The sequence below is a fragment of the Pseudomonas sp. Tn43 genome (assembly GCF_014192635.1).
In the GTDB taxonomy this organism is placed as follows: Bacteria; Pseudomonadota; Gammaproteobacteria; order Pseudomonadales; family Pseudomonadaceae; genus Aquipseudomonas.
The window spans coordinates 400214-427047 of sequence record NZ_JACHYG010000004.1 but is presented as its reverse complement, the minus strand read 5'-3'; the positions used below and the strand labels follow the sequence as shown (position 1 = coordinate 427047).

24 protein-coding genes, 1 other RNA gene and 1 pseudogene are annotated in these 26834 nt (G+C 60.1%); 12 read left to right on the top strand and 14 right to left on the bottom strand.

Translation table 11 applies throughout. The annotated features are described in order from the left end of the window. Nucleotides 1–120 precede the first annotated feature (120 nt). The gene (gene argE, locus FHW68_RS13665; RefSeq protein ID WP_095633170.1) at nucleotides 121–1278 is read right to left on the bottom strand and encodes an acetylornithine deacetylase; all 1158 of its coding nucleotides are present in this window, start codon (nucleotides 1276–1278) and stop codon (nucleotides 121–123) included. 178 nt (nucleotides 1279–1456) lie between these two features. On the opposite strand from argE, the gene FHW68_RS13660 reads away from it, so the two are divergent. Beyond that, the gene (locus FHW68_RS13660; RefSeq protein WP_183680801.1) at nucleotides 1457–2824 is read left to right on the top strand and encodes an inorganic triphosphatase; all 1368 of its coding nucleotides are present in this window, start codon (nucleotides 1457–1459) and stop codon (nucleotides 2822–2824) included. Nucleotides 2825–2979: 155 nt separating this feature from the next. Here the strand turns inward: FHW68_RS13660 and FHW68_RS13655 are convergent, their stop codons facing one another. Beyond that, nucleotides 2980–3450: an Lrp/AsnC family transcriptional regulator gene (locus FHW68_RS13655; RefSeq protein ID WP_183680799.1), complete on the bottom strand. Its 471-nt coding sequence runs from the start codon at nucleotides 3448–3450 to the stop codon at nucleotides 2980–2982. Between the two features lie 126 nt (nucleotides 3451–3576). Between FHW68_RS13655 and FHW68_RS13650 the strand changes: the two genes are divergently transcribed. The 3 genes from FHW68_RS13650 to FHW68_RS13640 all read left to right on the top strand — a co-directional run bounded on the left by FHW68_RS13650 (nucleotide 3577) and on the right by FHW68_RS13640 (nucleotide 6321). Next, a complete protein-coding gene (locus FHW68_RS13650) occupies nucleotides 3577–3915 on the top strand; it encodes a hypothetical protein (RefSeq protein WP_183680797.1) in 339 nt (112 codons plus the stop codon). 90 nt (nucleotides 3916–4005) lie between these two features. Continuing rightward, a complete protein-coding gene (locus tag FHW68_RS13645; RefSeq protein WP_095633166.1) occupies nucleotides 4006–5790 on the top strand; it encodes a GspE/PulE family protein in 1785 nt (594 codons plus the stop codon). Nucleotides 5791–6000: 210 nt separating this feature from the next. Next, complete coding sequence (locus FHW68_RS13640; RefSeq protein ID WP_095633165.1) at nucleotides 6001–6321, top strand: DUF2388 domain-containing protein; 321 nt, start codon at nucleotides 6001–6003, stop codon at nucleotides 6319–6321. A 193-nt stretch (nucleotides 6322–6514) separates the two neighbouring features. On the opposite strand, the gene gcvP is transcribed toward FHW68_RS13640, so the two are convergent. The 10 genes and pseudogenes from gcvP to FHW68_RS13595 all read right to left on the bottom strand — a co-directional run bounded on the left by gcvP (nucleotide 6515) and on the right by FHW68_RS13595 (nucleotide 18749). Then, the gene (gene gcvP / locus FHW68_RS13635; RefSeq protein ID WP_183680795.1) at nucleotides 6515–9388 is read right to left on the bottom strand and encodes an aminomethyl-transferring glycine dehydrogenase; all 2874 of its coding nucleotides are present in this window, start codon (nucleotides 9386–9388) and stop codon (nucleotides 6515–6517) included. A 197-nt stretch (nucleotides 9389–9585) separates the two neighbouring features. Further along, entirely contained in the window at nucleotides 9586–9969 is a 384-nt protein-coding gene (gcvH, locus tag FHW68_RS13630) for a glycine cleavage system protein GcvH (protein WP_095633163.1), read from the bottom strand. Between the two features lie 48 nt (nucleotides 9970–10017). Beyond that, nucleotides 10018–11100 (bottom strand): glycine cleavage system aminomethyltransferase GcvT, encoded by a 1083-nt coding sequence (gene gcvT / locus FHW68_RS13625; RefSeq protein WP_183680780.1) that lies wholly within the window; start codon nucleotides 11098–11100, stop codon nucleotides 10018–10020. Nucleotides 11101–11255: 155 nt separating this feature from the next. Continuing rightward, the gene (locus FHW68_RS13620; RefSeq protein WP_095633161.1) at nucleotides 11256–12872 is read right to left on the bottom strand and encodes an iron ABC transporter permease; all 1617 of its coding nucleotides are present in this window, start codon (nucleotides 12870–12872) and stop codon (nucleotides 11256–11258) included. Nucleotides 12873–13049: 177 nt separating this feature from the next. Further along, on the bottom strand, nucleotides 13050–14054 hold the full coding sequence (locus FHW68_RS13615; RefSeq protein WP_183680778.1) for an extracellular solute-binding protein: 1005 nt from the start codon (nucleotides 14052–14054) through the stop codon (nucleotides 13050–13052). Between the two features lie 250 nt (nucleotides 14055–14304). After that, a complete protein-coding gene (locus FHW68_RS13610) occupies nucleotides 14305–15522 on the bottom strand; it encodes a 2-octaprenyl-3-methyl-6-methoxy-1,4-benzoquinol hydroxylase (RefSeq protein WP_183680985.1) in 1218 nt (405 codons plus the stop codon). Nucleotides 15523–15530: 8 nt separating this feature from the next. Beyond that, nucleotides 15531–15626: pseudogene (locus FHW68_RS27290) on the bottom strand (tetrameric acyl-CoA thioesterase); the annotation flags it as partial. Nucleotides 15627–15648: 22 nt separating this feature from the next. Then, a complete protein-coding gene (gene ubiH / locus FHW68_RS13605; RefSeq protein ID WP_183680775.1) occupies nucleotides 15649–16836 on the bottom strand; it encodes a 2-octaprenyl-6-methoxyphenyl hydroxylase in 1188 nt (395 codons plus the stop codon). Then, on the bottom strand, nucleotides 16833–18167 hold the full coding sequence (gene pepP / locus FHW68_RS13600) for a Xaa-Pro aminopeptidase (protein WP_183680773.1): 1335 nt from the start codon (nucleotides 18165–18167) through the stop codon (nucleotides 16833–16835). The genes ubiH and pepP overlap by 4 nt, the downstream gene beginning before the upstream one ends. Before the next feature lie 27 nt (nucleotides 18168–18194). Continuing rightward, nucleotides 18195–18749, bottom strand: coding sequence for a YecA family protein (locus FHW68_RS13595; RefSeq protein WP_095633156.1), 555 nt, complete (start codon nucleotides 18747–18749; stop codon nucleotides 18195–18197). Nucleotides 18750–18875: 126 nt separating this feature from the next. Between FHW68_RS13595 and FHW68_RS13590 the strand changes: the two genes are divergently transcribed. The 4 genes from FHW68_RS13590 (at nucleotide 18876) to FHW68_RS13575 (ending at nucleotide 20299) form a co-directional block, all read left to right on the top strand. After that, nucleotides 18876–19085 carry a TIGR02449 family protein gene (locus FHW68_RS13590; RefSeq protein ID WP_007899405.1) on the top strand — a complete coding sequence of 70 codons (210 nt, stop codon included), beginning with the start codon at nucleotides 18876–18878 and terminating at the stop codon, nucleotides 19083–19085. Continuing rightward, nucleotides 19082–19399, top strand: coding sequence for a cell division protein ZapA (locus FHW68_RS13585; protein WP_095633155.1), 318 nt, complete (start codon nucleotides 19082–19084; stop codon nucleotides 19397–19399). Before FHW68_RS13590 ends, FHW68_RS13585 begins: the two co-directional genes overlap by 4 nt. A gap of 30 nt (nucleotides 19400–19429) precedes the next feature. Then, a non-coding RNA gene (gene ssrS, locus FHW68_RS13580) (6S RNA) lies at nucleotides 19430–19608 on the top strand. 85 nt (nucleotides 19609–19693) lie between these two features. Beyond that, nucleotides 19694–20299 (top strand): 5-formyltetrahydrofolate cyclo-ligase, encoded by a 606-nt coding sequence (locus FHW68_RS13575; protein ID WP_095633154.1) that lies wholly within the window; start codon nucleotides 19694–19696, stop codon nucleotides 20297–20299. 36 nt (nucleotides 20300–20335) lie between these two features. Here the strand turns inward: FHW68_RS13575 and FHW68_RS13570 are convergent, their stop codons facing one another. Then, a complete protein-coding gene (locus FHW68_RS13570) occupies nucleotides 20336–20485 on the bottom strand; it encodes a hypothetical protein (RefSeq protein WP_095633153.1) in 150 nt (49 codons plus the stop codon). Nucleotides 20486–20684: 199 nt separating this feature from the next. On the opposite strand from FHW68_RS13570, the gene FHW68_RS13565 reads away from it, so the two are divergent. The 4 genes from FHW68_RS13565 (at nucleotide 20685) to FHW68_RS13550 (ending at nucleotide 26056) form a co-directional block, all read left to right on the top strand. Next, nucleotides 20685–21134 carry an EVE domain-containing protein gene (locus FHW68_RS13565; RefSeq protein WP_183680771.1) on the top strand — a complete coding sequence of 150 codons (450 nt, stop codon included), beginning with the start codon at nucleotides 20685–20687 and terminating at the stop codon, nucleotides 21132–21134. Nucleotides 21135–21261: 127 nt separating this feature from the next. Continuing rightward, complete coding sequence (locus FHW68_RS13560; RefSeq protein WP_095633272.1) at nucleotides 21262–22227, top strand: HlyD family secretion protein; 966 nt, start codon at nucleotides 21262–21264, stop codon at nucleotides 22225–22227. Beyond that, nucleotides 22224–24938 (top strand): ribosome-associated ATPase/putative transporter RbbA, encoded by a 2715-nt coding sequence (rbbA, locus tag FHW68_RS13555; protein WP_183680769.1) that lies wholly within the window; start codon nucleotides 22224–22226, stop codon nucleotides 24936–24938. Before FHW68_RS13560 ends, rbbA begins: the two co-directional genes overlap by 4 nt. Continuing rightward, on the top strand, nucleotides 24938–26056 hold the full coding sequence (locus tag FHW68_RS13550; protein ID WP_095633150.1) for an ABC transporter permease: 1119 nt from the start codon (nucleotides 24938–24940) through the stop codon (nucleotides 26054–26056). The genes rbbA and FHW68_RS13550 overlap by 1 nt, the downstream gene beginning before the upstream one ends. A gap of 232 nt (nucleotides 26057–26288) precedes the next feature. Here the strand turns inward: FHW68_RS13550 and FHW68_RS13545 are convergent, their stop codons facing one another. After that, a complete protein-coding gene (locus FHW68_RS13545; protein ID WP_095633149.1) occupies nucleotides 26289–26696 on the bottom strand; it encodes a flagellar basal body-associated protein FliL in 408 nt (135 codons plus the stop codon). Nucleotides 26697–26834: the final 138 nt, after the last annotated feature.

Sequence of the window (26834 nt, the reverse complement as noted above, 5' to 3'; positions counted from 1 at the left end):
ATGAATACGGGTTGGGACATCGGCAATTTATACACGCTCTGTAGGAGCTGCCGAAGGCTGCGATCTTTTGATCTTGTTTTTAAAATGCAAAGATCAAAAGATCGCAGCCTTCGGCAGCTCCTACACCGTTTTGGCCGGTGTCAGGCAGTAATGTTCAATCAGTTGACGTAATAGATGCACGGTAGGTTGCAAACGTGACATTTCGAGGTATTCCCCCGGTTGGTGCGCGCAGGCGATGTCGCCCGGGCCCAGTACCAGTGTTTCACAACCAAGACGCTGAAGATAAGGCGCTTCTGTGCCAAACGCCACTGCTTCGGCGCGATGGCCGGTGAGCTTTTCTGCGACCCTGACCAATTCCGAGTCTTCGGCCTGCTCGAAGGGGGGCACTTCAGGGAACAGCGGCGCGTAATCGATCTTCACTTGATGCCGTTCGGCAATCGGATTGAGCTTCTGCAAAATCGCTGCGCGCAGCGCTTTGGGGTCCATGCCTGGCAAAGGCCTCAGGTCGAATTCCAGCGAACACTGGCCGCAAATGCGATTAGGGTTGTCGCCACCGTGGATGCAACCGAAATTCAGGGTCGGCTGCGGCACGCTGAACTGTGGGTTACGGAACTCGCGCTGCCACGCCAGGCGCAAGCCGCGCAGTTCGCCCATGGCGTCGTGCATGGCTTCGAGGGCGCTGTGACCCAGGCGCGGGTCCGAGGAATGGCCACTCTGACCGAGGATGTCGATGCGCTCCATCATGATGCCTTTGTGCATCCTGATCGGCTTCAGCCCGGTCGGCTCGCCGATCACCGCCGCGCGACCCAAGGGCCGTCCGGCTTCGGCCAGGGCACGAGCTCCGGCCATTGAGCTTTCTTCATCGCAGGTGGCGAGAATCAGCAAGGGTTGCTTGAACGGTTGGTCGAGCAAGGGTTTGACGGCTTCGATGGCCAAGGCGAAGAAACCCTTCATGTCACAACTGCCCAAACCGACCCAACGACCCTCTACTTCCGTCAGTTTCAGCGGATCGGTCTGCCACAACGCCTCGTCGTAGGGCACCGTATCGCTGTGACCGGCGAGCACCAGGCCGCCGGGGCCGGAGCCAAAACTGGCCAGCAGATTGAATTTGCCGGGGCTGACCTGCTGGATATCGCAGGCAAAACCCAAGTCCCCCAGCCAAGTCGCCAACAAGTCGATGACCGGCCGATTGGTTTGATCCAGGCGAGGTTGGGTACAGCTGACGGACGGCGCGGCGATCAGCGCAGCGAACTGATCTTTCATGGACGGCAAAGGCATCGCTGACTCCCCACTCGCGAATTGAAGTCCATCATAGAACCATCCGGTGACAGGAATAAACTGTCGCGGCGCGTCACCAAGCGTCAACAGACCCTATCTCGAATGAGTCCTGTACACTGCACGACCTTGGCAGCCACACATTCCCCCGGCTGCGCTCCCGATCCTGGATTTTCCGGCCATGCAGAAAGAAACCGAAATCAAACTCCGCGTCAGCCGCGAAACCCTCGCCGCCTTGCGCGAGCACCCGTTACTGAAAAAACGCAACAAAAGTGGCTGGGAACGCCGTGAGTTGATGAACCAGTACTTCGACACGCCTGAGCGCGACCTGGCCCGCGCCAAGGTTGCCCTGCGCCTGCGCCGTGATGGCGACGAAGTGATTCAGACCCTCAAGACCCGAGGCCAGAGCGTCGCCGGTTTGTCCGAGCGTCACGAGTACGACTGGCCTCTGGCCAAAGCCAAGCTCGACGTGAAAAAACTCGACGGCGAATGCTGGCCCCAAGAGCTGGCCGAACTGGACAAGAAAACCCTGAAAGCCATCTTCACCACCGATTTCGTTCGCGAACGCGCCGAAATCGCCTGGGGCCGTGGCAAGACCAAAGTGGTCATCGAAGCCGCGCTGGATTTGGGCCACGTGGTGGTCGGCAAGCAAAAAGAAGAAATCTGCGAGCTGGAACTGGAACTGCGCGAAGGCGAACCGGCCGCGCTGCTGGAACTGGCCGCCGAACTGGCCGCGACCCTTCCACTGATGCCGTGTGACATCAGCAAGGCCGAACGCGGTTATCGCCTGTTCGACGCCAACAGCTACTCGCTGAGCCTGGCTGCGCCGCAGATCACCGCCGAAATGCCGCTGGACGATGCGTTCGCCGCGTTGAGCTGGCATTTGCTGAGCAGCAGCCAGCGTCTGGCCGAGCAATATCGCTTCAATGGCCACTGGCGTCTGTTGCAAGACTGGGTCGAGAACCTCGCTGAGATGCGCGCGCTGATCAGCAGCCTCGGTCAGGCCGCACCGCGTCAGTCGACTCATGATCTGCGCATCGCGCTGGATGCCCTGCTGGAAGACTGGCGCCCGCTGGTACAAGCCGGCCTGGACGACGAAGACGTGCGTAAAGCTGCGCCGGAGCAGTTCCTCGAAGAACTCGAAGACCCGCGCTGGGGCCTGTTCTCCCTGAACACTTCGCGCTGGTTGCTGGCTCGCACCTGGGCCACCGACCGCAACACCCGCGGTAATCGCCAGGGCGCTGCACAACTGGGCAGCTGGTTGCCACGCATGCTGGGCGAAGAAGCCAACTCGCTGCAGTTGCAGCGTTATCAGCAACAGCCGGAAGACCTGGCCGAACAGTTGCCGCGTATCGAACGCATCCAGGCGTGGCTGCACCATGCCCGCAACGTACTGGAGATCCCGGAAATGGATCGCCTGTACGGTGAATTGAACAAATTGGCGCAACTGGCCAACGAGCCGATCACCGATGAATCGCTGGATGCGCGCAAGCAGCAGGCCATCGCGGTGTATCAGAATCGCGCCTGGAAGACTTTGCTGCGTCTGTAAGACCCCTGTGGCGAGGGGGCTTGCCCCGTTCGGCTGCGAAGCAGTCGTAAACCCAGCCAACCCGTTATGCCTGATGCATCGTGTTGGCTGGTTTTGGGAGTCCTTCGGCCTCCAACGGGGGCAAGCCCCCTCGCCACAAAAGCCTTCGAACATCCTCAGCGCAACACCGGCAAACTCGTCGTGGACTTGATCTCCGATAACGCCACGATCGAGTTGACCTCCTGAATCCCCGGCACCATCGACAGCTTCTCGAAGAAGAAGCGCTCATAAGCCTCGATGTCTGCCGTGACGATCCGCAGCAAGAAATCCACCGACCCCATCAGCACATAACATTCCAGCACCTCGGGAAAACCGCGAATCGCCTCGGTGAACTCAGTGAAGTTCGAACGTCCGTGGGCGTTGAGTTTGATCTCGGCGAAGATCTGCGTGTTCAGGCCGATTTTCTTGCGGTCAAGCAACGTCACCTGAGCGCGAATGATCCCCTCTTCCTTCATCCGCTGGATCCGCCGCCAGCACGGCGACTGCGAGAGCCCCACCTGTTCGGCGATCTGCGCACTGGAGAGCGAAGCGTCCTCTTGCAGCAACGCGAGAATCTTGCGGTCGTAGTTATCCAGCTCGCTGTGCATAGAAAAACCTGTAAATGATATGAATACGAATTGATCGATTCGATAGATCCCCAATGCGCCCAATCATAGATAAGAAATGCCCGGCACCGAATGTAAAAATTCCTCCAGTGATTTTGGAGCTCGACCATGCCGCATTTAGAAGCCGTGACCACCTTGCCTGCCCGCGCCGATGTCTGGAACGTCAACAACGCCCATTGCCGCGTTCACTATCAATTACTGGCCGAGGCCGAGCCGGACCTGCTGTGTCGGGCGCTTAACCTGTTCGCCCTGCAGTTTCTTACACCTCAGCAAGTCAACGTGCAGCGCATGGACGATCTGCTGTCGGTCGACATCGTCATGGACGGCCTGAGCGGGCACCGGGCTCAAGTGATTGCGGAAAAATTACGTAACCTGATCAGCGTCTGCTCGGTGAACCTGCAAGTGGTTGATTCTGCGTGGGTAGAGCCGGCTCAGGCGACAGGCTGAAAAGAAACGACATGCCTTGGTCGGGTAGTGGCCCAACGGTCTGCGGGTGCGCGACTATCCTTTGCGAACGGTTGTTCAAAAGGAGCCCGCATGTCCGTTCAACTCGCCACTCAGGACCGCTGGCTGGACCTTAATGATTTGCTGCGTGAATTGGTCGCCCAAGGTTTTATCAGTCAGGATTCGGCCGAGCACGCGCTCAACGCCCGCCGCCGTCATGCCATAAATGGTCAACAGCACCCGCTGGAATTCATCGCCAGCCAACACCTGGACGACCTCAGCCGTCCCGGCAAACACCTCGATCTGGAAAGCCTGACACTCTGGCTGTCTCAGCGGGCCGGCCAGCCTTACTTGCGCATCGACCCGCTGAAAATCAACGTCGCGGCCATCACGCCGCTGATGTCCTATGCCTTCGCCCAACGCCACAAGATTCTGGCGGTGTCCATCGACCGCGACGCCGTTACCGTCGCCAGCGCCCAGCCCTTCGTCAGCAGCTGGGAAGCCGACCTGACCCACGTGCTGAAGCTGCCGATCAAACGCGTAGTCGCCAACCCGGTGGACATCCAGCGTTTCAGCGTGGAGTTTTTCCGGCTGGCCAAATCGGTCACGGGCGCCACCAACGCGGATCAGCAAAACAGCACCCTGGGCAACTTCGAACAGTTGCTCAACCTCGGCGCCAGCGACCAGGAGCCGGACGCCAACGATGCGCACATCGTCAACATCGTCGACTGGCTGTTCCAGTACGCGTTCCAGCAACGGGCCAGCGATATCCACATCGAACCCCGGCGCGAGCAAGGCACGGTGCGCTTTCGCATCGACGGCGTGCTGCACAACGTCTATCAATTCCCCCCGCAGGTGACCATGGCCATCGTCAGCCGCCTGAAAAGCCTGGGGCGGATGAACGTCGCAGAAAAGCGCAAACCCCAGGACGGCCGGGTCAAAACCAAAACCCCGGATGGCGGCGAAGTCGAATTGCGCCTGTCGACATTACCGACCGCGTTCGGCGAAAAAATGGTCATGCGGATCTTTGACCCGGAAGTGCTGCTCAAGGATTTCGATCAGCTGGGTTTTTCCGCCGATGACTTGCGCCGCTGGCAGGACATGACTCGCCAGCCCAATGGCATCATTCTGGTAACCGGGCCGACCGGTTCGGGCAAGACCACCACGCTGTACACCACCCTGAAGAAACTGGCGACGCCAGAGGTGAACCTCTGCACCATTGAAGACCCGATCGAAATGGTCGAGCCAGCGTTCAATCAGATGCAGGTCCAGCACAACATCGAGCTGACCTTTGCCGCCGGCGTGCGCGCACTGATGCGCCAAGACCCGGACATCATCATGATCGGCGAAATCCGCGATCTCGAAACCGCCGAAATGGCGATTCAGGCCGCACTCACCGGCCATTTGGTGCTGTCGACATTGCACACCAACGACGCCCCGAGCGCCATCAGCCGCCTGCTGGAACTCGGCGTGCCGCACTATTTGATCAAGGCCACGGTACTCGGAGTCATGGCTCAGCGCCTGGTCCGAACCCTCTGCCCGCATTGCAAGGCGCCATTAACTTTGGGCGAGGACGACTGGCAAACCCTGACCCGACCTTGGCAAGCGCCACTGCCAGGTAACGCACAACGCGCCATCGGTTGTCTGGAATGTCGCGAAACCGGCTATCGCGGCCGCGCCGGAGTGTACGAAATCATGCAGCTGACGGACGGCATCAAAGCACTGATCAACCCCGATACCGATTTACTGGCGGTCCGCCGTCAGGCCTTCAAGGAAGGCATGCGCAGTTTGCGCTTGTCAGGGGCACAGAAAGTGGCGGCGGGGCTGACCACGATCGAAGAGGTACTGCGGGTGACGCCGCAGAGTGAGCAGAAGTAGGCCATTTCAACCGCTACACACTCCTTGTTTGTAGCAACTGCCAAGCCTGCATGCCTGGTAGGAGCTGCCGCAGGCTGCGATCTTTTGATTTTCGCTTTAAAAACAACAACAAAAGATCGCAGCCTGCGGCAGCTCCGACAGCCGTCACGGAACTCGATTGGGTAATTGGCAATCAAAGCCCGCAGTTAAAACCCAGTGGAGTCACCTTTTATGCGTCTCAAACTTGCTGTCGCTACCTTTGCCGTGTTGTCCCTTCCAGTCGGTTCGGCGATGGCTGATGACAGCTTTTGGCGTAACGTTCTTACATCCGGTGCCACCACCGGCACCTCTTACCTGACCTCCAGGGATCACAAGCTGGTCGTCGCCGCCCAGGACGACGCCGGCAGCTTTGTTGCCAGTGACGGCGCCATCCGCGGCCCCTACCTGGAAGCTGCGATACAGAAAGTCCGCGCCGATAACCCTGGCCTGCAAGCCACGGACATGGAACTGGCGAACGCCCTCCTGGCGAAGAATGCCATCGCTTCGAAATAAGGTTCGTTGCTGAACAAAAAATGCCGCTCTGGATGAGCGGCATTTTTTTTGCCCGATACAAAACCCTGTCAATGATCGCTCCCCACGCTGCGCGTGGTAGCACCGCCATGGACGCTCTGCGTCCGCTCTTGGGACGCGGAGCGTCCCGGGAGGCATTCCCACGCAGAGCGTGGGCACGATCAGCCTCCCGCTGTCAGCGGTATTCGTCCACCGGCACACACGCGCAAAACAGATTGCGGTCACCGTAGACATTGTCCACACGGTTCACCACCGGCCAATATTTATGGGCCTTGGTGTGCGCATCTGGCGTCACCGCCTGCTCGATGCTGTACGGGCGCTCCCAAACCCCGGTGATATCGGCCAAGGTATGCGGTGAGCGTTTCAACGGGTTGTCCTCCGCCGGCCAATTGCCGTTCTGCACCTCGGTAATTTCCGCGCGAATACTCAGCATCGCGCCGATAAAACGGTCCAGTTCCGCCTTCGATTCACTCTCGGTCGGTTCGACCATTAACGTCCCCGGCACCGGGAATGACATGGTCGGCGCATGGAAGCCATAGTCCATCAGACGCTTGGCAACATCCTCTTCACTGATCCCGGTCTGCGCCTTGAGAGGGCGCAAGTCGAGGATGCATTCGTGGGCCACTCGCTCGTTGCGCCCCGTGTAGAGCACTGGAAATGCGCCGGCCAAATGCTGCGCCAGGTAATTCGCGGCGAGGATCGCCACCTCACTCGCATCCGCCAATTGCGGTCCCATCATGGCGATGTACATCCAGCTGATGGGCAAAATGCTCGCACTGCCCCAAGGGGCCGCGCTCACCGCGCCGTTTGCCGGCAGCGGGCCATCGATGGGCACTACCGGGTGATTGGCGACGAACGGCGCCAAATGCGCGCGAACACCGATCGGCCCCATGCCCGGCCCACCGCCGCCGTGGGGAATGCAAAACGTTTTGTGCAAGTTCATGTGCGACACGTCGGCACCGATGTCTGCCGGCCGCGCCAATCCGACTTGCGCATTGAGGTTGGCACCATCCATGTACACCTGACCGCCATGGCTGTGGATAACTTCACAGATCTCGCTGATGCCTTCCTCGTAAACCCCATGGGTCGAAGGATAAGTCGCCATCAGGCAGGCGAGTTTATCCCCCGCTGCCGTGGCCTTTTCCTTCAGATCATCCAGATCGACATTACCCGCCTCATCGCACTCGACGATCACCACGCGCATCCCGGCCATTTGCGCCGAGGCCGGGTTGGTGCCGTGGGCCGAAGCCGGGATCAGGCAAACATCCCGCGCGCCCTGATGGCGGCTCTCGTGATATTTGCGAATCGCCAGTAACCCGGCGTACTCGCCCTGGGCACCCGAGTTGGGTTGCATGCAGATCGCATCGAAACCGGTGATTGCGCAAAGCCAGCGCTCCAGTTCCTCGATCATCAAGGAATAACCCACCACCTGCTCTTTCGGCACAAACGGATGCAGGTTGGCGAACTGTGGCCAGGTGATGGGGATCATCTCGCTGGTGGCATTGAGCTTCATGGTGCAAGAGCCCAGCGGAATCATCGATTGATTGAGCGCCAGGTCTTTGTTTTCCAGCTGCTTGAGGTAACGCAGCATTTCGGTTTCGCTGTGATGAGCGTTGAACACCGGATGACGCAGATAAGGCGTACTGCGCTGCAACCCGGCAGGAATACCGGATGCCAGCGTTTCAGCGTCCAGGTCGTCGACGTTGAGCCCATGATCGGCACCGAGAAACACATCGAACAGCTTCGCCACGGTGCTTTCATCGCAGGTTTCGTCGAGGCTCAGGCCCAGGTGCCCGCGGCCGAGAATGCGCAAATTGATCTGCGCCGTCTGAGCGCTTTCGATGATCGCCGTCTGAGTGCCACCGACCTCCAGGGTCAAGGTGTCGAAGAAATTCTGGTTGAGACGAGTAATTCCGTGACGCTCCAGGCCAGCGGCGAGGATGCAGGTCAGCCGATGGACACGTTGGGCAATCCGTTTAAGCCCTTCCGGTCCATGGTAGACCGCGTAGAAACTGGCGATATTGGCCAGCAGCACCTGGGCGGTGCAGATGTTGGAGTTGGCCTTCTCCCGGCGGATATGTTGCTCGCGGGTTTGCAGGGCCATGCGCAGGGCGACATTGCCGCGAGCATCTTTCGACACACCGATGATCCGCCCGGGAATCGCCCGTTTGTATTCGTCGCGGCTGGCAAAAAACGCCGCATGAGGGCCGCCGTATCCCATAGGCACGCCAAATCGCTGGGATGAACCGAACACCACGTCGGCGCCCAACTCCCCCGGTGGGGTCAGCAATAACAGGCTTAGCAGATCGGTCGCCACGCAAGCCAGAGCTTGTTGGGCATGCAATTGATCGATCAATGGACGCAGATCGCGCACTTCACCGTGGGTGTCGGGGTATTGCAGCAACGCGCCGAACACTTGGTGCTGTGGCAAGTTATCCACAGCGTCGACGATCAGCTCGAAACCGAACCCTTCGGCCCGGGTCCGCACCACGGAAATGGTCTGCGGGTGGCAGTTCTCATCGACAAAAAACAGGTTGCTTCGGGATTTGGCCACGCGCTTGGCCAATGCCATGGCCTCGGCTGCCGCCGTGGCCTCATCCAGCAGCGAGGCGTTGGCCAGTTCCAGGCCGGTCAGGTCGATGGTCAACTGCTGGAAATTCAGCAACGCTTCGAGCCGGCCTTGAGCGATCTCCGGTTGATAGGGGGTATAGGCGGTGTACCAACCGGGATTTTCCAGCACGTTGCGCAGGATGACGGCCGGCGTGAGGGTCCCGTGGTATCCCATGCCAATCAGGCTGGTCCAGACCTGGTTCTGCTCGGCGTAACCCCGCAACCTGGCCAGCGCGGCTTGTTCGTCGAGGGCCGGCGGCAAGTCCAGCGGCCGGTTGAGGCGGATTCCCGGCGGCACCGTCTGCTCGATCAGTTCGATCCGGCTGCCAAGACCGAGGCTGTCGAGCATCGCCTGCTGCTCGGCGGCATCGGGGCCCAAGTGGCGGCGCAGGAAGGTATTAGGGTCGCGTAACTGGCTCAAGGACGGCAACTGGGACATGACGGGCTCTCTCTTGACTGGCGCTCGGCGTCGATGCAATGCGGTCAAACCAGCATAGCAGTCGCTGTCGGGGAGCCATTGAAGAAGGAGTCGGTAAACGATGTAGGAGCTGCCGAAGGCTGCGATCTTTTGATCTTTGATTTTAAGAATACAAGATCAAAAGATCGCAGCCTTCGGCAGCTCCTACGGGGCGAGCATTACTCGCCGATGGCGACCTTGTAGGCCGCCGGGTCCAGCAAGTTGTTCAGCTCGGAGGTATCGGTTGGTTCGAGTTTGAAGAACCAGCTGTCATAAGGCGCGCTGTTGACCAGTTCCGGGTTGTTGGCCAACTCTTCGTTGACGGCAATGACGGTGCCGGAAACCGGCGAGTAAATATCGGACGCAGCCTTGACTGACTCGACGACACCCGCAGATTCACCGGCCTCGAACACTTTGCCGATTTCCGGCAGCTCGACGAACACGACATCACCCAAGGCTTCTTGAGCATGGTCTGAAATACCCACTTTCACGCCGCCATCATGGTCTAGACGGGCCCATTCGTGACTTTCGGCAAAACGCAGGTCGACTGGGATTTCGCTCATGTTTTGTGTCCTCAAGAAAAATGTCAGCGGTCATTGCCGCCAAAAAAGTTAGATCAAGGTTTTGCCGTGGCGTACGAAGGTCGGTTTGACCACTCGAACCGGGTACCACTTGCCACGGATTTCCACTTCAGCGCGGTCGGCGGTGGCCGCCGGTACGCGCGCCAGTGCAATCGACTTGCTAAGCGTAGGAGAGAAACTACCACTGGTGATCTCCCCTTCGCCAACATCAGCGATGCGAACCACTTGATGGGCCCGCAAAACACCACGTTCTTCCAGGACCAGCCCCACCAGTTTGTGCTGTACGCCATTGGCCTGTTCGGCTTCCAGGGCAGTGCGGCCAATGAACTGGCGCGTGTCCGGTTCCCAGGCAATGCTCCAGGCCATGTTGGAGGCCAATGGCGAAACCTCTTGATGGATGTCTTGCCCGTAGAGGTTCATGCCGGCTTCGACGCGCAAGGTATCTCGTGCTCCGAGGCCGATCGGGGAAATACCCGCGCCCACCAGATCGTTGAAGAAGCCCGGGGCCTGATCGGCTGGCAGCAGGATTTCCAGACCATCCTCACCGGTGTAACCGGTGCGCGCGATGAACCAGTCACCGTCGGTCTGGCCTTCGAAATATTTGAGCTTCTCAATCAGCGTGCCGCGGGACTGAGTCACCAGTTCGGCAATCTTGTGCCGGGCGTGAGGCCCTTGAATGGCCAGCATCGCCAGTTCGGAGCGCTCGTTGAGCCGTACATCGAAGTCGTCGAGATGCGCCTGCATCCAGGCCAGATCCTGATTGCGGGTGGAGGCGTTGACCACCAGGCGATAACCGTCCTGGAGACGGTAGACGATCATGTCGTCGACGATGCCACCGTGCTCGTTGAGCATGGCGCTGTACAAGGCACGGCCGGGGCTGTGCAGACGTTCGACGTCATTGGCCAGTAAATACTGCAGCCAGGCCTTGGCCTGGGGGCCGTCGACATCGATCACGGTCATGTGGGATACATCGAAAACCCCGCAATCGCGGCGCACCTGATGGTGTTCCTCGACCTGCGAGCCGTAATGCAAGGGCATGTCCCAACCGCCAAAATCGACCATCTTCGCGCCGAGGGCGAGATGAAGGTCATACAGAGGCGTACGCTGTCCCATGGGTTTCTCCTTCCGGGCGTGGCGAAGGTGCGGGCAGGCGCTGTACGGGATAAATGCCTTGAAATAAAAGGCTTTCAGCCGATTTCAGCAACCCGATCCGAGGACGGACCGCACCGAATGCCGCGCATTGTAGCCGCAAGGTGTAGGACTGACACCTACGCGTTTCGATGCGCCGAACGTCGGATCAATCCGATGACCGGTAACAGCCCGACCAACACCAGGGTCAATGCCGGCAACGAGGCCCTCGCCCACTCGCCCTCGCTGGTCATTTCAAAGATCCGCACCGCCAGCGTGTCCCAGCCAAACGGGCGCATCAGCAGGGTTGCGGGCATTTCCTTGAGCACGTCGACGAACACCAGCAACGCCGCACTCAATGTGCCCGGCAGCAGCAGCGGCAGATACACTTTGAAAAACAGTCGTGGCCCACTGACGCCAAGGCTACGTGCTGCTTCGGGCAAAGAGGGCCGTATTCGCGCCAGGCTGCTTTCAAGCGGCCCATAGGCCACCGCGATGAAGCGCACCAGATAGGCCAGCAACAACGCCGACAGACTGCCCAGCAGCAGCGGTTTGCCCGCGCCGCCAAGCCAGCCAGACAACGGGACCACCAGTTCGCGATCCAGGTAACTGAACGCCAGCATGATCGACACCGCCAGCACCGAGCCCGGCAAGGCGTAGCCAAGGTTGGCCAGACTGATGCCGGAGCGGATCGCCCGAGTCGGCGCCAATCGACGGGCAAAGGCCAGTACCAGAGCGACACTGACGGTGATCACTGCGGCCATGCCGCCCAGGTACAGGGTATGGAGGATCAATCCGGCATAACGCTCATCCAGATCGAAGCGCCCGCGTTGCCAGAACCACACCATCAGTTGCAGCACGGGAATGACGAAGGCGCAGGCGAACACCAGAGCGCACCAGCTCATGGCCGCCAGCGCCTTGAACCCGCTCAGGTGATACAACGCCTTGACCCGTGGCCGTTCGTTGCTCGCCCGGTTGGCTCCGCGGGCACGGCGCTCGCCATACAGCACGACCATCACCACCAACAGCAACAGGCTGGCCAGTTGCGCGGCGGTGGAGAGGCTGAAGAAGCCGTACCAGGTCTTGTAGATAGCGGTGGTGAACGTATCGAAGTTGAACACCGACACAGCACCGAAATCCGCCAGGGTTTCCATCAGCGCCAACGCCACGCCCGCGCCGATGGCCGGACGCGCCATCGGCAATGCCACTCGCCAGAACGCCTGCCAAGGGGATTGCCCAAGGACTCGCGCTGCTTCCATCAAGCCTTTGCCTTGAGCCAGGAATGCGCTACGCGCCAACAGGTAAACATACGGATAGAAAACCAGCACCAGCACCAGAATCACTCCGCCGGTGGAGCGCACTCGCGGTAGCCTCAAACCGCTGCCAAACCATTCGCGCAGCAAGGTTTGCACGGGGCCGGCGAAATCCAGCAGGCCGACGAAGACGAATGCCAGCACATAAGCGGGAATCGCAAAGGGCAACATCAGCGCCCAGTCCAGCCAACGCCGACCGGGGAATTCGCAGAGGCTTGTGAGCCAGGCCAGGCTGACGCCCAGCAGCGTTACGCCAAAGCCGACGCCGAGTACTAACGTCAGGGTATTGCCCAGCAACCGCGGCATTTGCGTGTCCCACAGGTGGGACCAGATCTGCTGATCAATGATTTGCCAGGAAAAAAGCAGAACGCTCAGGGGCAGCAGCACCAGCGCAGCAATGGCGAAGACCAGGGGATACCAGCGGCGTTGGGCGGGGTGGGCCAAGGAAAACTCTCGTTTAAATGATTGTGCCCACGCTCTGCGTGGGCACACATCTTGTGACGCTCTGCGTCACGCTTCGACGCGGAGCGTCGGTGGATGCATTCCCACGCAGAGCGCGGGAACGATCAGGCCGGCAGGGACGTCGCCGACTTCATTCTGTGGCGCAGTATATCGACAGACTCAGTTCCAGCCAGCCCGATCCATCATCCGGATCGCTTCAGCCTGACGTTTACCGGCGATTTCCACCGGCAAGGTGTCAGCCTTGAACTTACCCCAGCTCGCGACTTCAGCTGAAGGCTCAACGGCAGGGTTGGCCGGGAATTCCTGGTTCACGTCAGCGAAAATCTTCTGTGCTTCAGGCGTGGTCATCCACTCCACCAGCGCCTTGGCGGCTTCTGGGTGTGGAGCGTGTTTGGTCAGGCCGATGCCCGACAGGTTGACGTGCACGCCGCGGTCGCCCTGATTCGGCCAGAACAGTTTCACCGGCAGGTCCGGCTTCTGTTGGTGCAGACGGCCATAGTAGTAAGTGTTGACGATGCCGACATCGCACTGGCCGGCGTTGATCGCCTCCAGCACGGCAACGTCATCGGAGAACACGTCGGTGGACAGGTTGTTGACCCAGCCCTTGAGGATTTTCTCGGTTTTCTCGGCGCCATGGACTTCGATCATGGTGGCCGTCAGAGACTGGTTGTAGACCTTCTTCGCCGTGCGCAGGCACAGACGACCTTCCCATTGTTTGTCCGCCAGCGCTTCGTAGGTGGTCAGTTCACCGGGTTTTACCCGGTCGGTGGAATAGGCGATGGTCCGTGCCCGCAGGCTGAGGCCGGTCCAGGCATGGGAGGATGCGCGGTATTGCGACGGGATGTTGGCGTCGATCACCTTGGAAGTGAACGGCTGGAGGATGCCCATTTGCTCGGCCTGCCAGAGGTTGCCGGCATCGACGGTCAGCAGCAGGTCGGCAGTGGCATTTTCGCCCTCGGCCTTGATCCGCTGCATCAGCGGCGCTTCCTTGTCGGTGATGAATTTCACCTGCACGCCGGTTTTCTGGGTGTACATATCGAAGACCGGTTTGATCAACTCATCGATACGCGAGGAGTAAACCACCACCTCGTCGGCGGCCTGGGCGGCGGTGCTGCCAATCAGGGTCAGGGCCAGGGCGGTCAGTAGACGCTTGGGTGCCAACATGGGAGTGGTCTCTCGAATGGGGGAGTGAGAGCAAATGATAAGGACTCACATTTCGCATCTCAATCGGACAGTGGGTGGAGGCGTTACCGGATGTTGCACAGCCGAATGAAAGACAAATGTGGCGAGGGGGCTTGCCCCCGTTCGGCCGCGTAGCGGTCGCAGACCGGATAGCAAACTTTGTCTGGGATAAATGCCGGGACTGCTTCGCAGCCCAACGGGGGCAAGCCCCCTCGCCACAAGGCCATCCCTGTCAGGCCTTGGCAAGTGCCGGCAGATCCCCGATCAACCCAAGCGCTTCTCGCACGAACAATGCCTTGGCCTCGGGCATTTGATCGACCATCTTCAACCCGGTATTGCGCAACCAGCGCACCGGCAACGGATCGGCCTGGAACAATCGCTCGAGCCCTTCCATCGCGGCCATCAACGCCAGGTTGTGGGGCATGCGCCGACGCTCGTAGCGACTGAGTACTTTCACGTCCGCCAACCGCTCACCGCGCGCGACCGCTTGCAGCAGCACTTCGGCCAGCACCGCGGCATCGAGAAAACCAAGGTTCACGCCTTGCCCGGCCAGCGGATGGATGGTGTGGGCCGCATCGCCGATCAGTGCCAGGCCTTCAGCCACGTAACGCTTGGCATGACGCTGACGCAGCGGCACACACAAACGCGGGTCGACGCGCAGCACGGTGCCGAGGCAGCCTTCAAAGGCCCGCTCCAGCGCCTTGCAGAAGCCTTCGTCATCCAGTGCCATCAGGCGTTCGGCTTCGCTCGGCGTGGTCGACCAGACGATCGAGCACCAATCCTGTTGACCGTCCCGCTCCAGCGGCAGAAACGCCAGCGGGCCGTTGTCGGTGAATCGTTGCCAGGCGGTCATTTGATGAGGTTTTGAGCTGCGCACGCTGGTTACGATCGCGTGGTGCATGTAGTCCCATTCGCGAGTCGCCACACCGGTGAGGCGCCGAACGGCCGAGTTGGCGCCATCCGCCGCGATCACCAAGGGGGCCCGCAAAGTACGGCCATCGGCCAGGGTCAGCAGCCAGTCGTCACCGGAGCGACGCATCTGCTCCAGGCGCGCATTGGCCAGCAACCCGAGATCGCAATCGTGCAGTCGATCGAGCAAGGCGTCCTGCACCACACGGTTCTCGACGATATGCCCAAGCACTTCGGCATGCACGCTGGTCGCCGAGAAGTGGATCTGCCCGGTGCCGCTGCCATCCCAGACGTGCATGTCTGTATAAGGACTGCTGCGCCGGCTGACGATGCCATCCCAAACGCCCAAGTGTTCGAGTATTCGCTGGCTGGCCGCCGACAAGGCGCTCACCCGCGGTTCGAACGGCGCCTGTTCATCGAAGGGTTTGACGCTCAGGGGGCTGCCGTCCAGCAGCAGGACCTCCAGCCCACTGTTTTGTAACGCCAGCGCCAAGGCACTGCCGACCATTCCAGCCCCGACAATCAGCAGATCTGCGCGCATTTCCATGCTTAAACCTGTCTCGCTTGCGGCTTGAGCCGCACATAAAGTTTTTTTTCGACTCGCATCACCCAAGAGCTCGCGCCGTCGTGAATAACGACTTGCAGGTGCCCCCTGCCCGGCTTTCGCTTAGTCATCGGGACGCGTACCCAGGCCCATGGCTTGGCGGGCGAACCAGCGTTTGGCCGGCGGCAGCAGATCGAGGCCAAGCAGCCCGATGTTGCGACCCAGGGAAACCAGCGGCTGAGTGCTGCCGAATAACCGGGTGACCTGATCGGAGAAGCCCACGGTCAGGTTCTGGTCCATGCGTTGACGCTCGCGGTAGGCCTGCAAGGTGGCGAAATCACCGGGCGATGTCTCGCTGCCCAACAAACTGTCGGCCAGCGCCTGGGCATCGCGCAACGACAGGTTGAACCCTTGCCCGGCAATCGGATGCAGGCTGTGGGCGGCGTTGCCGAGGATTGCCAGATGCGGGCGGACCTGTTCCTCGGCTTCGATCAGCGACAACGGATACAAATGCCGTGCACCGACCTGTTTCAGTGTGCCGAGGCGATAACCGAAGATGCCCTGTAGTTCAGTGAGAAAACTGCGGTCATCAAGGGCTGCCAGCCGTTGCGCGTCCATGCCCAGACGGGTCCAGACCAGCGCGCAACGGTTGTCCGGCAACGGCAGCAAGGCCATCGGCCCATCATCGGTGAAACGTTCGAAGGCCATGCCGTTGTGCGCTTCGCTGGGGGTGATGTTGGCGATCAGCGCGCTCTGGTTGTAGGGGCGTTTCTTGATGCCGATCCCCAGTTGCTCACGCAAGCCGGAACGGCCGCCATCGGCGAGTACCGCAAGGTCGCATTCCACCAGGGTTTCATCATTGAGCGCCAGGCGATAGCCGTCGGTCAGCGGTTCCATGGCGGTGACCTCCGCCGGGCAACGCCAACTGATCACGTCCTTGTCCAGACTGTGCCAGAGGCATTGGCCAAGCCAGGCGTTTTCCACCACATAACCCAGCGCCGGAACGCCCTCTTCCATCGCCGACAGCCGCGCGGTGGAGAAACGTCCACGGTCGGAGACATGAATCTGTTTGATCGGCTCGGCGCGGCGGGAGATTTCCTGCCATACGCCCAACCGTTGATAAATCTGCCGGGCACCAAAGGACAACGCCGAAGAGCGGGCGTCATAACTCGGTTGATAGTTGTCGCCGGGGGCAAACGGTTCGATCAGCACGATCTTCCAGCCACGGGCCTTGGCCCCGGCCTGCAATGCCAACGCCAGACTGGCGCCGACCAGGCCACCGCCGATGATTGCCAGATTGACTCGACTCATGTCGCGTGTGCCCGTGCGGCGGCCATCAAGGCCTCGATGTCGGCGACCGTTTTCGGCACGCCGTTCGTCAGGATTTCACAACCGGTTTTAGTGACCACCACGTCGTCCTCGATGCGTACGCCAATGCCGCGCCATTTCTTCGCCACGTTCTGGTTGTCCGGCGCAATGTAAATGCCCGGTTCGACTGTCAGCGCCATGCCGACTTCCAGCACACGCCATTCACCACCGACCTTGTACTCGCCAACGTCGTGCACATCCATGCCCAGCCAGTGGCCGGCGCGGTGCATGTAAAACGCTTTATAGGCTTCGCTGGCGATCAACTCGTCGACGTCGCCCTGCAACAGGCCCAACTTCACCAGACCGGCGGTAATCACCCGGACCGTGGCTTCGTGCGCCTGATTCCAGTGTTTGTTCGGTGCGATTTCGGCAAACGCCGCTTCCTGGGAAGCCAGCACCAACTCGTAAATCGCTTTCTGCTCCGGTGAATACTTGCCGTTGACCGGCCACGTGCGAGTGATGTCGCTGGCGTAACAGTCGATCTCGCAACCGGCATCGATCAGCACCAGATCGCCGTCCTTGAGCACCGCATCATTCTGCTGGTAATGCAGGATGCAGCTGTTGCGCCCGGCGGCGACGATCGACCCGTAAGCCGGCATCTTTGCCCCGCCCTTGCGAAACTCGTAATCGAGCTCGGCTTCGAGGCTGAACTCATGCAAACCGGCACGGCTGGCCTGCATCGCACGAATATGGGCCTGGGCGGAAATCCGTGCGGCTTCACGCATCACCTTCACTTCCGCCGCCGATTTATACAGGCGCATGTCGTGAAGCAGATGATCCAGGGCAACGTATTCGTTCGGCGGCTGGGCGCCGAGGTGCGCTTTAGAGCGGATCACGTTGATCCAGTCCATCAGGTGCCGATCGAATTCCGGGTTGCTGCCCATGGCCGAGTACACCCGGTCGCGGCCTTCGATCAGGCCCGGCAGGATGTCGTCGATGTCGGTGATGGGAAACGCGTCGTCGGCGCCGAAATCACGGATCGCGCCTTCCTGGCCGGCACGCAGGCCATCCCACAATTCCCGTTCGGCATTACGTTCCCGGCAAAACAGCACGTATTCGCCGTGCTCACGGCCGGGCATCAACACGATGACGGCTTGAGGCTCGGGGAAACCGCTGAGGTACTGGAAGTCGCTGTCCTGACGGTAGACGTGCTCGACGTCACGGTTGCGGATGGCCACCGCGGCGGCGGGCAGGATGGCGATGCTGTTGGGTTCCATCTGCGCCATCAGCGCCTTGCGGCGACGGCTGTATTCCGATTTCGGGATATGAATCATGGGCAGATGGCTTTCCCTGGCACGCGATTAATGCAACGACGGTTTGGCAGCCGCTTTGTCGGTTTTCCTGGTTTCGGTAAAAAGCAGCAAAGGAGCGACGCGCAGGTACTCCATCACTTCCATGTAATCGCTTTCGCCGTCGTCGGACTCTTCCAGAGCATCCTGGACCTGAGAAATCGCCGCCAGGTCTTGCAACACTTCTTTAGCTTCTTCGCTCAACGCGTATTCGCGGCGGGTCAAGCCAAAGCCGGCGAGAAAGCCCTGGCACCACTGGCCCAGCGCGGCCGCACGCTCGGTGAGTGGCGCGTCGTCGGTCGGCAGCAGCAGAACAACGGTCATGTCGTCGCTGGTCAGCTCGCCCTTGACCATCTCTTGCAGCCCGATCAAGGCGTTGCGAACGTTGTCTTGTGGCTCGCCTTCGAGCAGCTCGGCGGCGTCGGCCAACCAGCTGTCGGCTTCAAAGCCGGCACCGGCGCAACTGCGACCGAGCAACAGGCCGTGCAGTTCGGCAGGCGAGACGGGATGGCCGCTGGTGCTCAGCAGGGTGGCGAAGGCTTGGTACGGAGAATTCTGAATGGGCATGGGCAGCTAGGCGCCAGACGGCGCTATGTCTAGAATGAAGGCCTTGTATCCTACATCGACAGACTCGCCAAGACTATTAAAGGCTGTCCGCCAGCTATCACGCATCAGACACAACCAGTGGACACAATGGAAGACACCGACCTGCAAGCGCTGATGGCCAGACTCGAATTGCTGATTACTCGAGTCGAGCAACTAAAGAGTCAGAACGGACTCCTATTAGCTCAGGAAAAGAGTTGGCGCGAGGAACGCGCGCACCTCATTGAAAAAAATGAAATCGCCCGGCGTAAGGTCGAATCGATGATTTCGCGCCTCAAGGCCCTGGAGCAAGACTCATGAGTTCAAGCAATAGCGTAACCGTGCAGATCCTCGACAAAGAATATTCGATCATTTGCCCCCAGGAAGAGCGCAGCAATCTGGTGAGCGCTGCCCGTTACCTGGACGGCAAGATGCGCGAAATCCGCAGCAGCGGCAAAGTCATCGGCGCCGACCGCATCGCCGTGATGGCAGCCCTGAACATCACACACGAGCTTCTGCACAAGGAAGAACGCCCGGATGTGCAGGCCAGCAGCTCGACCCGTGAGCAGGTTCGCGACCTGCTGGACCGCGTCGATCTGGCGCTGTCGACCGATCCGGATGTCACCAAGGGCTGAAACACGAAACCGCTTGGGGTATACTCGCATCACTCCCTGGGGTGCTTGCCAGTTGACGACGTCCCTGAGCCGATTCGCACTACCCTGGAGGTTGCACGTTGGGCTGGTGTGCATGTCCGCTAGACGGAAAGCCTTAAAGCCTACTGCATCTTCCACCTTGAACTTTCGGGTTCAAGGGCTAAGTCGACAGCGGTTCATCCGGGGAGCCTTATTCCAGTCCGATGCCGGTTCAAATACCGGCATCGGCTTTTTTACGGGTACGCTTTGGTACTCGCACTTCTGAAGCCTGAATCCATGACCGAACCTGCGCTGCTGCCCCGCCCGCAACTTCGACGCATGCTGCGCAAGGCCCGCCGCGCACTGACACCCTGTCAGCAGCGCGAGGCCGCTCGCGGGCTGTATAAGCAATTGATCCAGCACCCGCTGTTCCGCCGCGCAAAACACATTTCCCTGTACCTGCCCACCGACGGAGAGATCGATCCGCGCCTGCTGATGCGTGCCGCGCAACGCCGGGGCAAAACGACGTATCTGCCGGTGCTCAGTGCCTGGCCGCGAACCAAAATGGTGTTCCAGCGGATCCGCCCCGGGGAAAAGCTCAAGCCCAACCGTTTTCGCATTCCCGAACCACGGCACAACATTGCCCGGCAACGCAAGGTCTGGGCGCTGGATCTGGTGTTGTTGCCGCTGGTGGGCTTTGACGATGTCGGCGGACGCCTGGGAATGGGCGGCGGCTTCTACGACCGAAGCCTGGCGTACCTGGCACGGCGCAAAAACTGGCGCAAGCCGACGCTGCTGGGCCTGGCCCATGAATGCCAGAAGGTGCAACGATTGGCTCAGGCGAGCTGGGATGTGCCGTTGCAAGGAACGGTCACGGACAAGGCGTGGTATTTCGCGGACTAGACGCCACTGGTATCAGCGGCGTCCATCAAGACAGGTTCAGCGCTTGAAGGCCGACGGCTGTTGCTGCGCGATCTCGACCGGAGCATCGGGTTTATTGTTCCACAGGCTTTGGGCATAGCCGGTGGTCACGACACCAAGGCCAAATAGAACAACCAAAATCCATAGTAAATCCGGTTTGCGTTTCATCGATTGCCCCCCAAAGGCATATCAACACGATGACAGCAGCGGTTCCGTTGTAGGTGTAGGCCGTGCAGCAGCGTCAAGCTTAGAAGGCCGGCATTTTGCGACAACGTGAACCGGCACGCAAACACTGGCGTCAACCGACCGTCGGTTTGTCATAAAATTGACCGACCACTTGCCCACTCACCTCGCAAGGAGCAAAACCATGGCCTATTGGCTGATGAAATCCGAGCCCGATGAACTCTCGATCCATGACCTGGAGAAGCTAGGCCGAGCGCGCTGGGACGGGGTTCGCAACTATCAGGCACGTAACTTCCTGCGGGCCATGGCGGTGGGTGACGAGTTTTTCTTCTATCACTCCAGCTGCCCCGAGCCTGGGATTGCCGGGATCGGCAAGATTGTCGAGGCGGCGTATCCGGACCCAACGGCACTGGAAGCTGAAAGTCATTATTTCGATCCCAAGGCCACTGCCGAGAAAAACGCCTGGAGCGCGATCGATGTTGCTCACGTCGAGACGTTCCCCAAGGTGCTGAGGCTCGATTATCTGAAGCAGCAAACCGCGCTGGCCGAGATGCCATTGGTACAAAAAGGCTCGCGGCTGTCGGTGATGCCCGTCACCGCTGAGCAATGGACGGCGGTGCTTGGCCTGCGCTAAATGAAGCAGGACCGTTGTGCTTTGGTTTACCTTACCCATCGGTCAGGTTTGACCCTCAGTTGACGGACATCAAGTCGCTCAGGCGCTTGCCTGTCAGACTACGGCGCTACAGATGCAGGATGCCTACATGTCGACCCACAGCCGCTCTTCGCTTTTCTTCGTTTTTTTACTGGGGGCTTTGCTATTGGCCGCTGGGGGATTCGGTTACTGGAAGTCGACGCTTAACCGACTGCCCGAAGGGTTGTATGTCGGCAATGGTCGGCTCGAAGCCACTGAAGTGCAGATCGCCAGCAAGACACCCGGCCGGCTGGCTGAAGTTTGGGTGGACGAAGGCGACAAAGTCACCAAAGGTCAACTGTTGGCCCGCATGGACACCCGCACCCTTGAAGCCCAGCGCAAGCAGGCTGAAGCTGAAGTGATACGCGCCCGGGAAAACCTTTCGGCCGCTCAGGCCAATCTGCAACTGCGCCAGAGTGAGCAACTGCTTGCCCATCAAGAACTCAAACGCTCCCAGGAATTGTTCAAGCGCGGTTTCGCCAGTGGCCAGATCATTGATCAGCAGCAGTCACGCTTCGACACCGGCAATGCGGCTGTCACCGCCGCCCGCGCTCAGGTGTCTGCCGTTGGCGCAGCCATTGGTGCGGCACAGGCACAAGTCGCTCAGTTAACCAGCGAAATTGACGATTGCAGCCTACGGGCCCCCATCGATGGGGTCATTCAGCTTCGCACCGCCGAGCCCGGTGAAGTGCTCGGTGCCGGTGGGCGGGTACTGCTGCTGATTGACCCGAACGACCAATACATGAACCTTTATCTTGCGGCATCCGTAGCCGGACGCCTGGCGGTCGGCGATGAAGCCCGGATCTTGCTGGACGCCCTGCCCGGTCAGCCGTTGCCGGCGAAAATCAGCTTCGTGGCGGCCAAATCACAGTTCACCCCCAAAGAAGTCGAGACCCGCGACGAGCGTCAGAAACTGGTGTTTCGAGTCAAGCTACGTCTGACCCAACCCAGCGCCGTGCCCCAGGCCAAACCGGGGATGCCCGGTAACGGCTACGTGCGCACCGCTCCCATTGACTGGCCGGCCAACCTTCAATGACCGGCCTGGCGCTGCATGCCACTGGCCTTCAGCACCATTACGGCCAACAGAATGCGCTGAGCGACATCTCATTCAGCCTGCCCGCCGGCACCCGGTGCGGTTTGATTGGTCCGGATGGCGCCGGTAAATCCAGCTTGCTGGGATTGATCGCCGGCGTGAAGACATTACAAGACGGCCAACTGGAAGTACTTGGTGGCTCGATCCAGGACCGTCGCCACCGCAACAGCCTCTACTCGCGTATCGCGTTCATGCCTCAGGGCCTGGGTGGCAACCTGTATCCCGAGTTGTCGATCAGCGAGAACATTCACTTTTTCGCCACACTGTTCGGGCTGTCCGGGACCGAGTGTGATCAGCGCATGCATAACCTGCTGTTGGTCACTGATCTACTGCGATTTGCCGAGCGCCCGGCCGGCAAACTATCGGGCGGGATGAAACAGAAGCTCGGCCTCTGTTGTGCGTTGATCCATGAACCGGACCTGTTGATCCTCGATGAACCGACCACTGGCGTCGATCCCTTGTCCCGACGGCGTTTCTGGGAGTTGATTGATGACGTTCGGCGCCAACGCCCGCAACTGACGCTATTGGTCGCCACCGCCTACATGGAGGAGGCCGAGCAGTTCGAACACTGCCTGATGCTTGATGGCGGCAAGCTGATCGCCGCCGGTTTGACCCGCGAACTGGAGGCGGTCACTCCTGGCGGCAAACTCGATGCGGCCTTCACCCATTTTCAGGGCGACACCGTCCATGACAACCAGCCGCTGGTAATCCCTCCTCAAGTCAATGCCACCACCGACATCGCCATCGAAGCCCACGACCTGACCCTGCGCTTCGGCGATTTCACGGCTGTGGACAAGGTCAGCTTCGCCATCGGCCGCGGCGAGATCTTCGGGTTTCTGGGCTCCAATGGCTGCGGCAAAACCACCACCATGAAAGTGCTCACCGGGCTGATTCCCGCCAGCGAAGGCAGTGCCACGCTGCTGGGCAATCCGGTGAACGCCAAGGATCTGGCCACCCGCAAACGCGTTGGTTTCATGTCCCAGAGTTTCTCTTTGTACGGCGAACTGAGCGTGCGACAGAACCTGGACTTGCACGCGCGACTGTTCGATTTGCCCAAGGTCGATAGCGCGCCGCGCATCAATGAGCTGATCCAGCGTTTCAACCTGGGCAGCGTCGCTCATCAGCCGTCCGGTGCGTTGCCGCTTGGCCTGCGTCAACGGTTATCCCTGGCGGTGGCGGTGCTGCATCGCCCGGAAGTGCTGATCCTCGACGAACCGACTTCCGGTGTCGATCCGGCGGCCCGGGACGATTTCTGGCGGCTGCTGATCGAACTGTCCCGCGAACAGGGCGTGACGATCTTCCTGTCCACCCATTTCATGAACGAAGCCCAACGCTGCGACCGCATCTCGTTGATGCACGCCGGCAAGGTATTGGCCTGCGACACCCCGGCAGCCCTGCAACAGCGGTTCAAGGGCCAGACACTGGAGGCAGCGTTCGTCACCTGCCTGGAACAGGCGCAGGGCCCCATCGCAACGCCGACAGCGCCCGTCGACGCCACGCTCGCACTGACCACACCGATAGACCGTCGCTTCAGTTTTGGACGGTTGCGGGCACTGGCGAGCCGTGAAAGCAAGGAACTGTTGCGCGATAAAGTACGCATGGCCTTCGCCTTGCTCGGGGCGATCCTCATGATGGTGATCTTCGGCTACGGCATTTCCCTGGATGTGGAAGAACTCGCCTTCGCGGTTTACGACCAGGACCAGACCCCGCAAAGCCGGGCTTATCTGGAGGCCTTCCGTGGCTCCCGCTACTTCGATGAGCATCCTCCCATCAACGATGCGGAGCAGTTGCATCGACGCCTGCAACGCTCGGAAATCAAACTGGCGCTGGAGATCCCGCCCGGGTTCGGCCGAGACCTGTTCGCCGGTCGTCAACCCGTGGTGGCGGCCTGGCTCGATGGCGGCATGCCGTTTCGCGCCGAAACCAGCCGCAATTATGTGGAAGCGGTCCACCTGGCCAACCTGGAGCAATTGGCCGAGCAGTCCAGCTCCGCATTAAAGCGGCCAGCAGCGGCCGCATTGGAAACCCGCTTCCGCTACAACCAGGACGTCATCAGCGTCAACGCCATCGGCCCCGGGGTGATGGCGCTGATCCTGGCGTTCATCCCCGCCATGCTGACCGCGCTGGGTATCGTGCGGGAGAAGGAATTGGGCTCGATCACCAACTTCTACGCGACACCGCTGACCCGCCTGGAATTCCTGTTAGGTAAACAGGCGCCGTATCTGGCAATCAGCCTGATCAACCTCGCCGTCCTGGCGGCCATGAATCGCTGGCTGTTCGGCGTGCCCTTCAAGGGCAGCGCACTGACCCTGGCCTTCGGCGGGCTACTCTATGTGCTGGCAACCACCAGCATGGGTCTGTTGATCTCGGCATTCACCAGAACCCAGATTGCCGCCATTTTGGGCACCATGATCATCACCAGCCTGCCGACCATTCAGTTTTCCGGCTTGATCGTGCCGCGCTCCTCCCTTGACGGCGCGGCGGCAGTCATGGGGATGCTGTTTCCGGCGGGCTACTTCCTCGATATCGCCGTCGGCACCTTTACCAAGGCGCTGGATATCCGCCAGTTGTGGCCTCAATGCCTGGCATTGTTCGGGTTTTTTCTCGTGTTCACCGGGCTTAGCCTGGCCATGCTGAAAAAGCAGGAGGTCTGATGCACAAGCTTGCGCACATCCTGCGTCTTGGCCTCAAGGAACTCACGAGCCTGCGACACGACAGTGTGTTGCTGTTGTTTCTGTTCTACGCCTTTACGGTGGCAATCTACATGCCGGCCGCGGGCTCCGTGATCGGCGTGCACAACGCCAGTGTGGCCATGGTCGATGAAGATCACAGTCACCTGTCACGGCAATTGGCCCAAGCCCTGCAACCACCGGAATTCCAGCCGCCGGTGTCGCTGCCTTATGAACAAATGGACGAAGTGCTGGACAGCGGCCGATACACCTTCGTGATCAATGTTCCGGCAAATTTTCAGGCGGATCTGTTAGCCGCCCGCCAGCCGGCGCTGCAAGTCAACGTCGATGCCACGGCCATGAGCCAGGCATTCATGGGCGCGGGCTACATTGGACGGATTTTCCAGCGCGAGCTGCTGACCTACAGTGGCCAGGACGATGCGGCGAACAAATCCCCCGTGCTGTTAACGACGCGAGCCTTGTTCAATACCAACCTGGAAGGTGGCTGGTTCCTGGCGGTCATTCAGATCGTCAACAACATCACCATCCTCGCCATCATCCTGACCGGCACAGCACTGCTGCGTGAGCGTGAACACGGCACCCTCGACCATTTGCTGGTGCTGCCGCTGACAGCACTGGAGATCATGCTGGCTAAAATCTGGAGCAATATGCTGGTGGTGGTGCTGTGCACCTGGGTATCACTTGAAGTGATCGTCAAAGGTGCGCTCGGCGTGCCGCTGGCCGGCTCCTTGACCTTGTTTTTGCTGGTGACGGCGGTTTATCTGTTCGCCAGCACGGCGCTGGGGATATTCCTCGCGACCCTCGCCCGCTCGACACCGCAGTTCGGTTTGTTGGCGATTCCGGTGATTATTCCGATGTTGCTGCTCTCTGGCGGCAGCACCCCGCTCGACAGCATGCCGCAATGGCTGCAATGGGTGATGCAGGGCTCGCCTTCCACGCACTTCGTCAGCCTCAGCGCCGCGATATTGTTTCGCGACGCGGGCATCGGCGTGGTCTGGCCGGACTTACTGGCATTGAGCGCCATCGGCCTGCTGTTTTTTACCATTGCGCTGATGCGTTTTCGCAAGAGCCTGGCGTCCTGAACCAGTGGCGAAGAGCAAGCCCTGATACCGGCAAGCTAAACTGCAGCGCGCGCCTTGTAGCAGCTGCCGAAGGCTGCGTTCGGCTGCGCAGCAGTCGTGAGTCCGGCTAATGAGGTCTGTCTGATACACCACAGTTTCTGATTTTACGATTGCTTCGCAGCCGAACGCAGCCTTCGGCAGCTGCTACAGATCGTATGACAGCTTAACTCATCGGCATCAGCCCCCCCTCTGCCTATTGAATGATCAGGTTGTTGAACAACAAATCCTCAACCACCGGTTTGCCGGTTTCATCGTTCATCACTTGCTGGGTCTGCTTCAAGGCTTCCTGACGCAGCTTTTCCTTGGCTTCGACATTGTTCATGGCTTCCGTGGTCTGCTGCGCAAACAGGGCCACCAGCTTGTTACGGATCAACGGCTCATTGGCTTTTACCGCTTTGGTCGCCTCGTCACCGGTCACCCGCAATGCTACATCGGCCTTGTAGACCTTGAGTTTGGGCGTGCCGTCCAGCCCATAGTTGCCCACGAATGGCGGGCTCAGGGTGATGTAGTTGACCTTCGGGGCTTCACCTTCTTTGGCTTCTTCGGCCATCGCTGCCACAGGCAGAGACAGGGCCAGCATCAACATGATCCACGCTTTCACAATTCACTCCTTATCCGGTTTGCGGCCAAGCATAACGACCCGCCGCTCAAGCACAAGCTTATGGCTGACTATCAGGGTCGGGCATGCTCGTTGACCCGATGACTCACACACCTACACTTATCGGCCATCACTCCCAAA

Coding starts and splice junctions, on each gene's coding strand:
- FHW68_RS13660 (WP_183680801.1), top strand. CDS start 1,457: ATGCAGAAAGAAACCGAAATCAAACTCCGCGTCAGCCGCGAAACCCTC.
- FHW68_RS13595 (WP_095633156.1), bottom strand. CDS start 18,749: ATGCCCATTCAGAATTCTCCGTACCAAGCCTTCGCCACCCTGCTGAGC.
- gcvP (WP_183680795.1), bottom strand. CDS start 9,388: ATGTCCCAGTTGCCGTCCTTGAGCCAGTTACGCGACCCTAATACCTTC.
- FHW68_RS13610 (WP_183680985.1), bottom strand. CDS start 15,522: ATGCGCGCAGATCTGCTGATTGTCGGGGCTGGAATGGTCGGCAGTGCC.
- rbbA (WP_183680769.1), top strand. CDS start 22,224: ATGACCGGCCTGGCGCTGCATGCCACTGGCCTTCAGCACCATTACGGC.
- FHW68_RS13590 (WP_007899405.1), top strand. CDS start 18,876: ATGGAAGACACCGACCTGCAAGCGCTGATGGCCAGACTCGAATTGCTG.
- FHW68_RS13655 (WP_183680799.1), bottom strand. CDS start 3,450: ATGCACAGCGAGCTGGATAACTACGACCGCAAGATTCTCGCGTTGCTG.
- FHW68_RS13575 (WP_095633154.1), top strand. CDS start 19,694: ATGACCGAACCTGCGCTGCTGCCCCGCCCGCAACTTCGACGCATGCTG.
- FHW68_RS13560 (WP_095633272.1), top strand. CDS start 21,262: ATGTCGACCCACAGCCGCTCTTCGCTTTTCTTCGTTTTTTTACTGGGG.
- FHW68_RS13570 (WP_095633153.1), bottom strand. CDS start 20,485: ATGAAACGCAAACCGGATTTACTATGGATTTTGGTTGTTCTATTTGGC.
- pepP (WP_183680773.1), bottom strand. CDS start 18,167: ATGATTCATATCCCGAAATCGGAATACAGCCGTCGCCGCAAGGCGCTG.
- FHW68_RS13640 (WP_095633165.1), top strand. CDS start 6,001: ATGCGTCTCAAACTTGCTGTCGCTACCTTTGCCGTGTTGTCCCTTCCA.
- FHW68_RS13615 (WP_183680778.1), bottom strand. CDS start 14,054: ATGTTGGCACCCAAGCGTCTACTGACCGCCCTGGCCCTGACCCTGATT.
- FHW68_RS13650 (WP_183680797.1), top strand. CDS start 3,577: ATGCCGCATTTAGAAGCCGTGACCACCTTGCCTGCCCGCGCCGATGTC.
- argE (WP_095633170.1), bottom strand. CDS start 1,278: ATGCCTTTGCCGTCCATGAAAGATCAGTTCGCTGCGCTGATCGCCGCG.
- FHW68_RS13565 (WP_183680771.1), top strand. CDS start 20,685: ATGGCCTATTGGCTGATGAAATCCGAGCCCGATGAACTCTCGATCCAT.
- FHW68_RS13550 (WP_095633150.1), top strand. CDS start 24,938: ATGCACAAGCTTGCGCACATCCTGCGTCTTGGCCTCAAGGAACTCACG.
- gcvT (WP_183680780.1), bottom strand. CDS start 11,100: ATGGGACAGCGTACGCCTCTGTATGACCTTCATCTCGCCCTCGGCGCG.
- gcvH (WP_095633163.1), bottom strand. CDS start 9,969: ATGAGCGAAATCCCAGTCGACCTGCGTTTTGCCGAAAGTCACGAATGG.
- FHW68_RS13645 (WP_095633166.1), top strand. CDS start 4,006: ATGTCCGTTCAACTCGCCACTCAGGACCGCTGGCTGGACCTTAATGAT.
- ubiH (WP_183680775.1), bottom strand. CDS start 16,836: ATGAGTCGAGTCAATCTGGCAATCATCGGCGGTGGCCTGGTCGGCGCC.
- FHW68_RS13585 (WP_095633155.1), top strand. CDS start 19,082: ATGAGTTCAAGCAATAGCGTAACCGTGCAGATCCTCGACAAAGAATAT.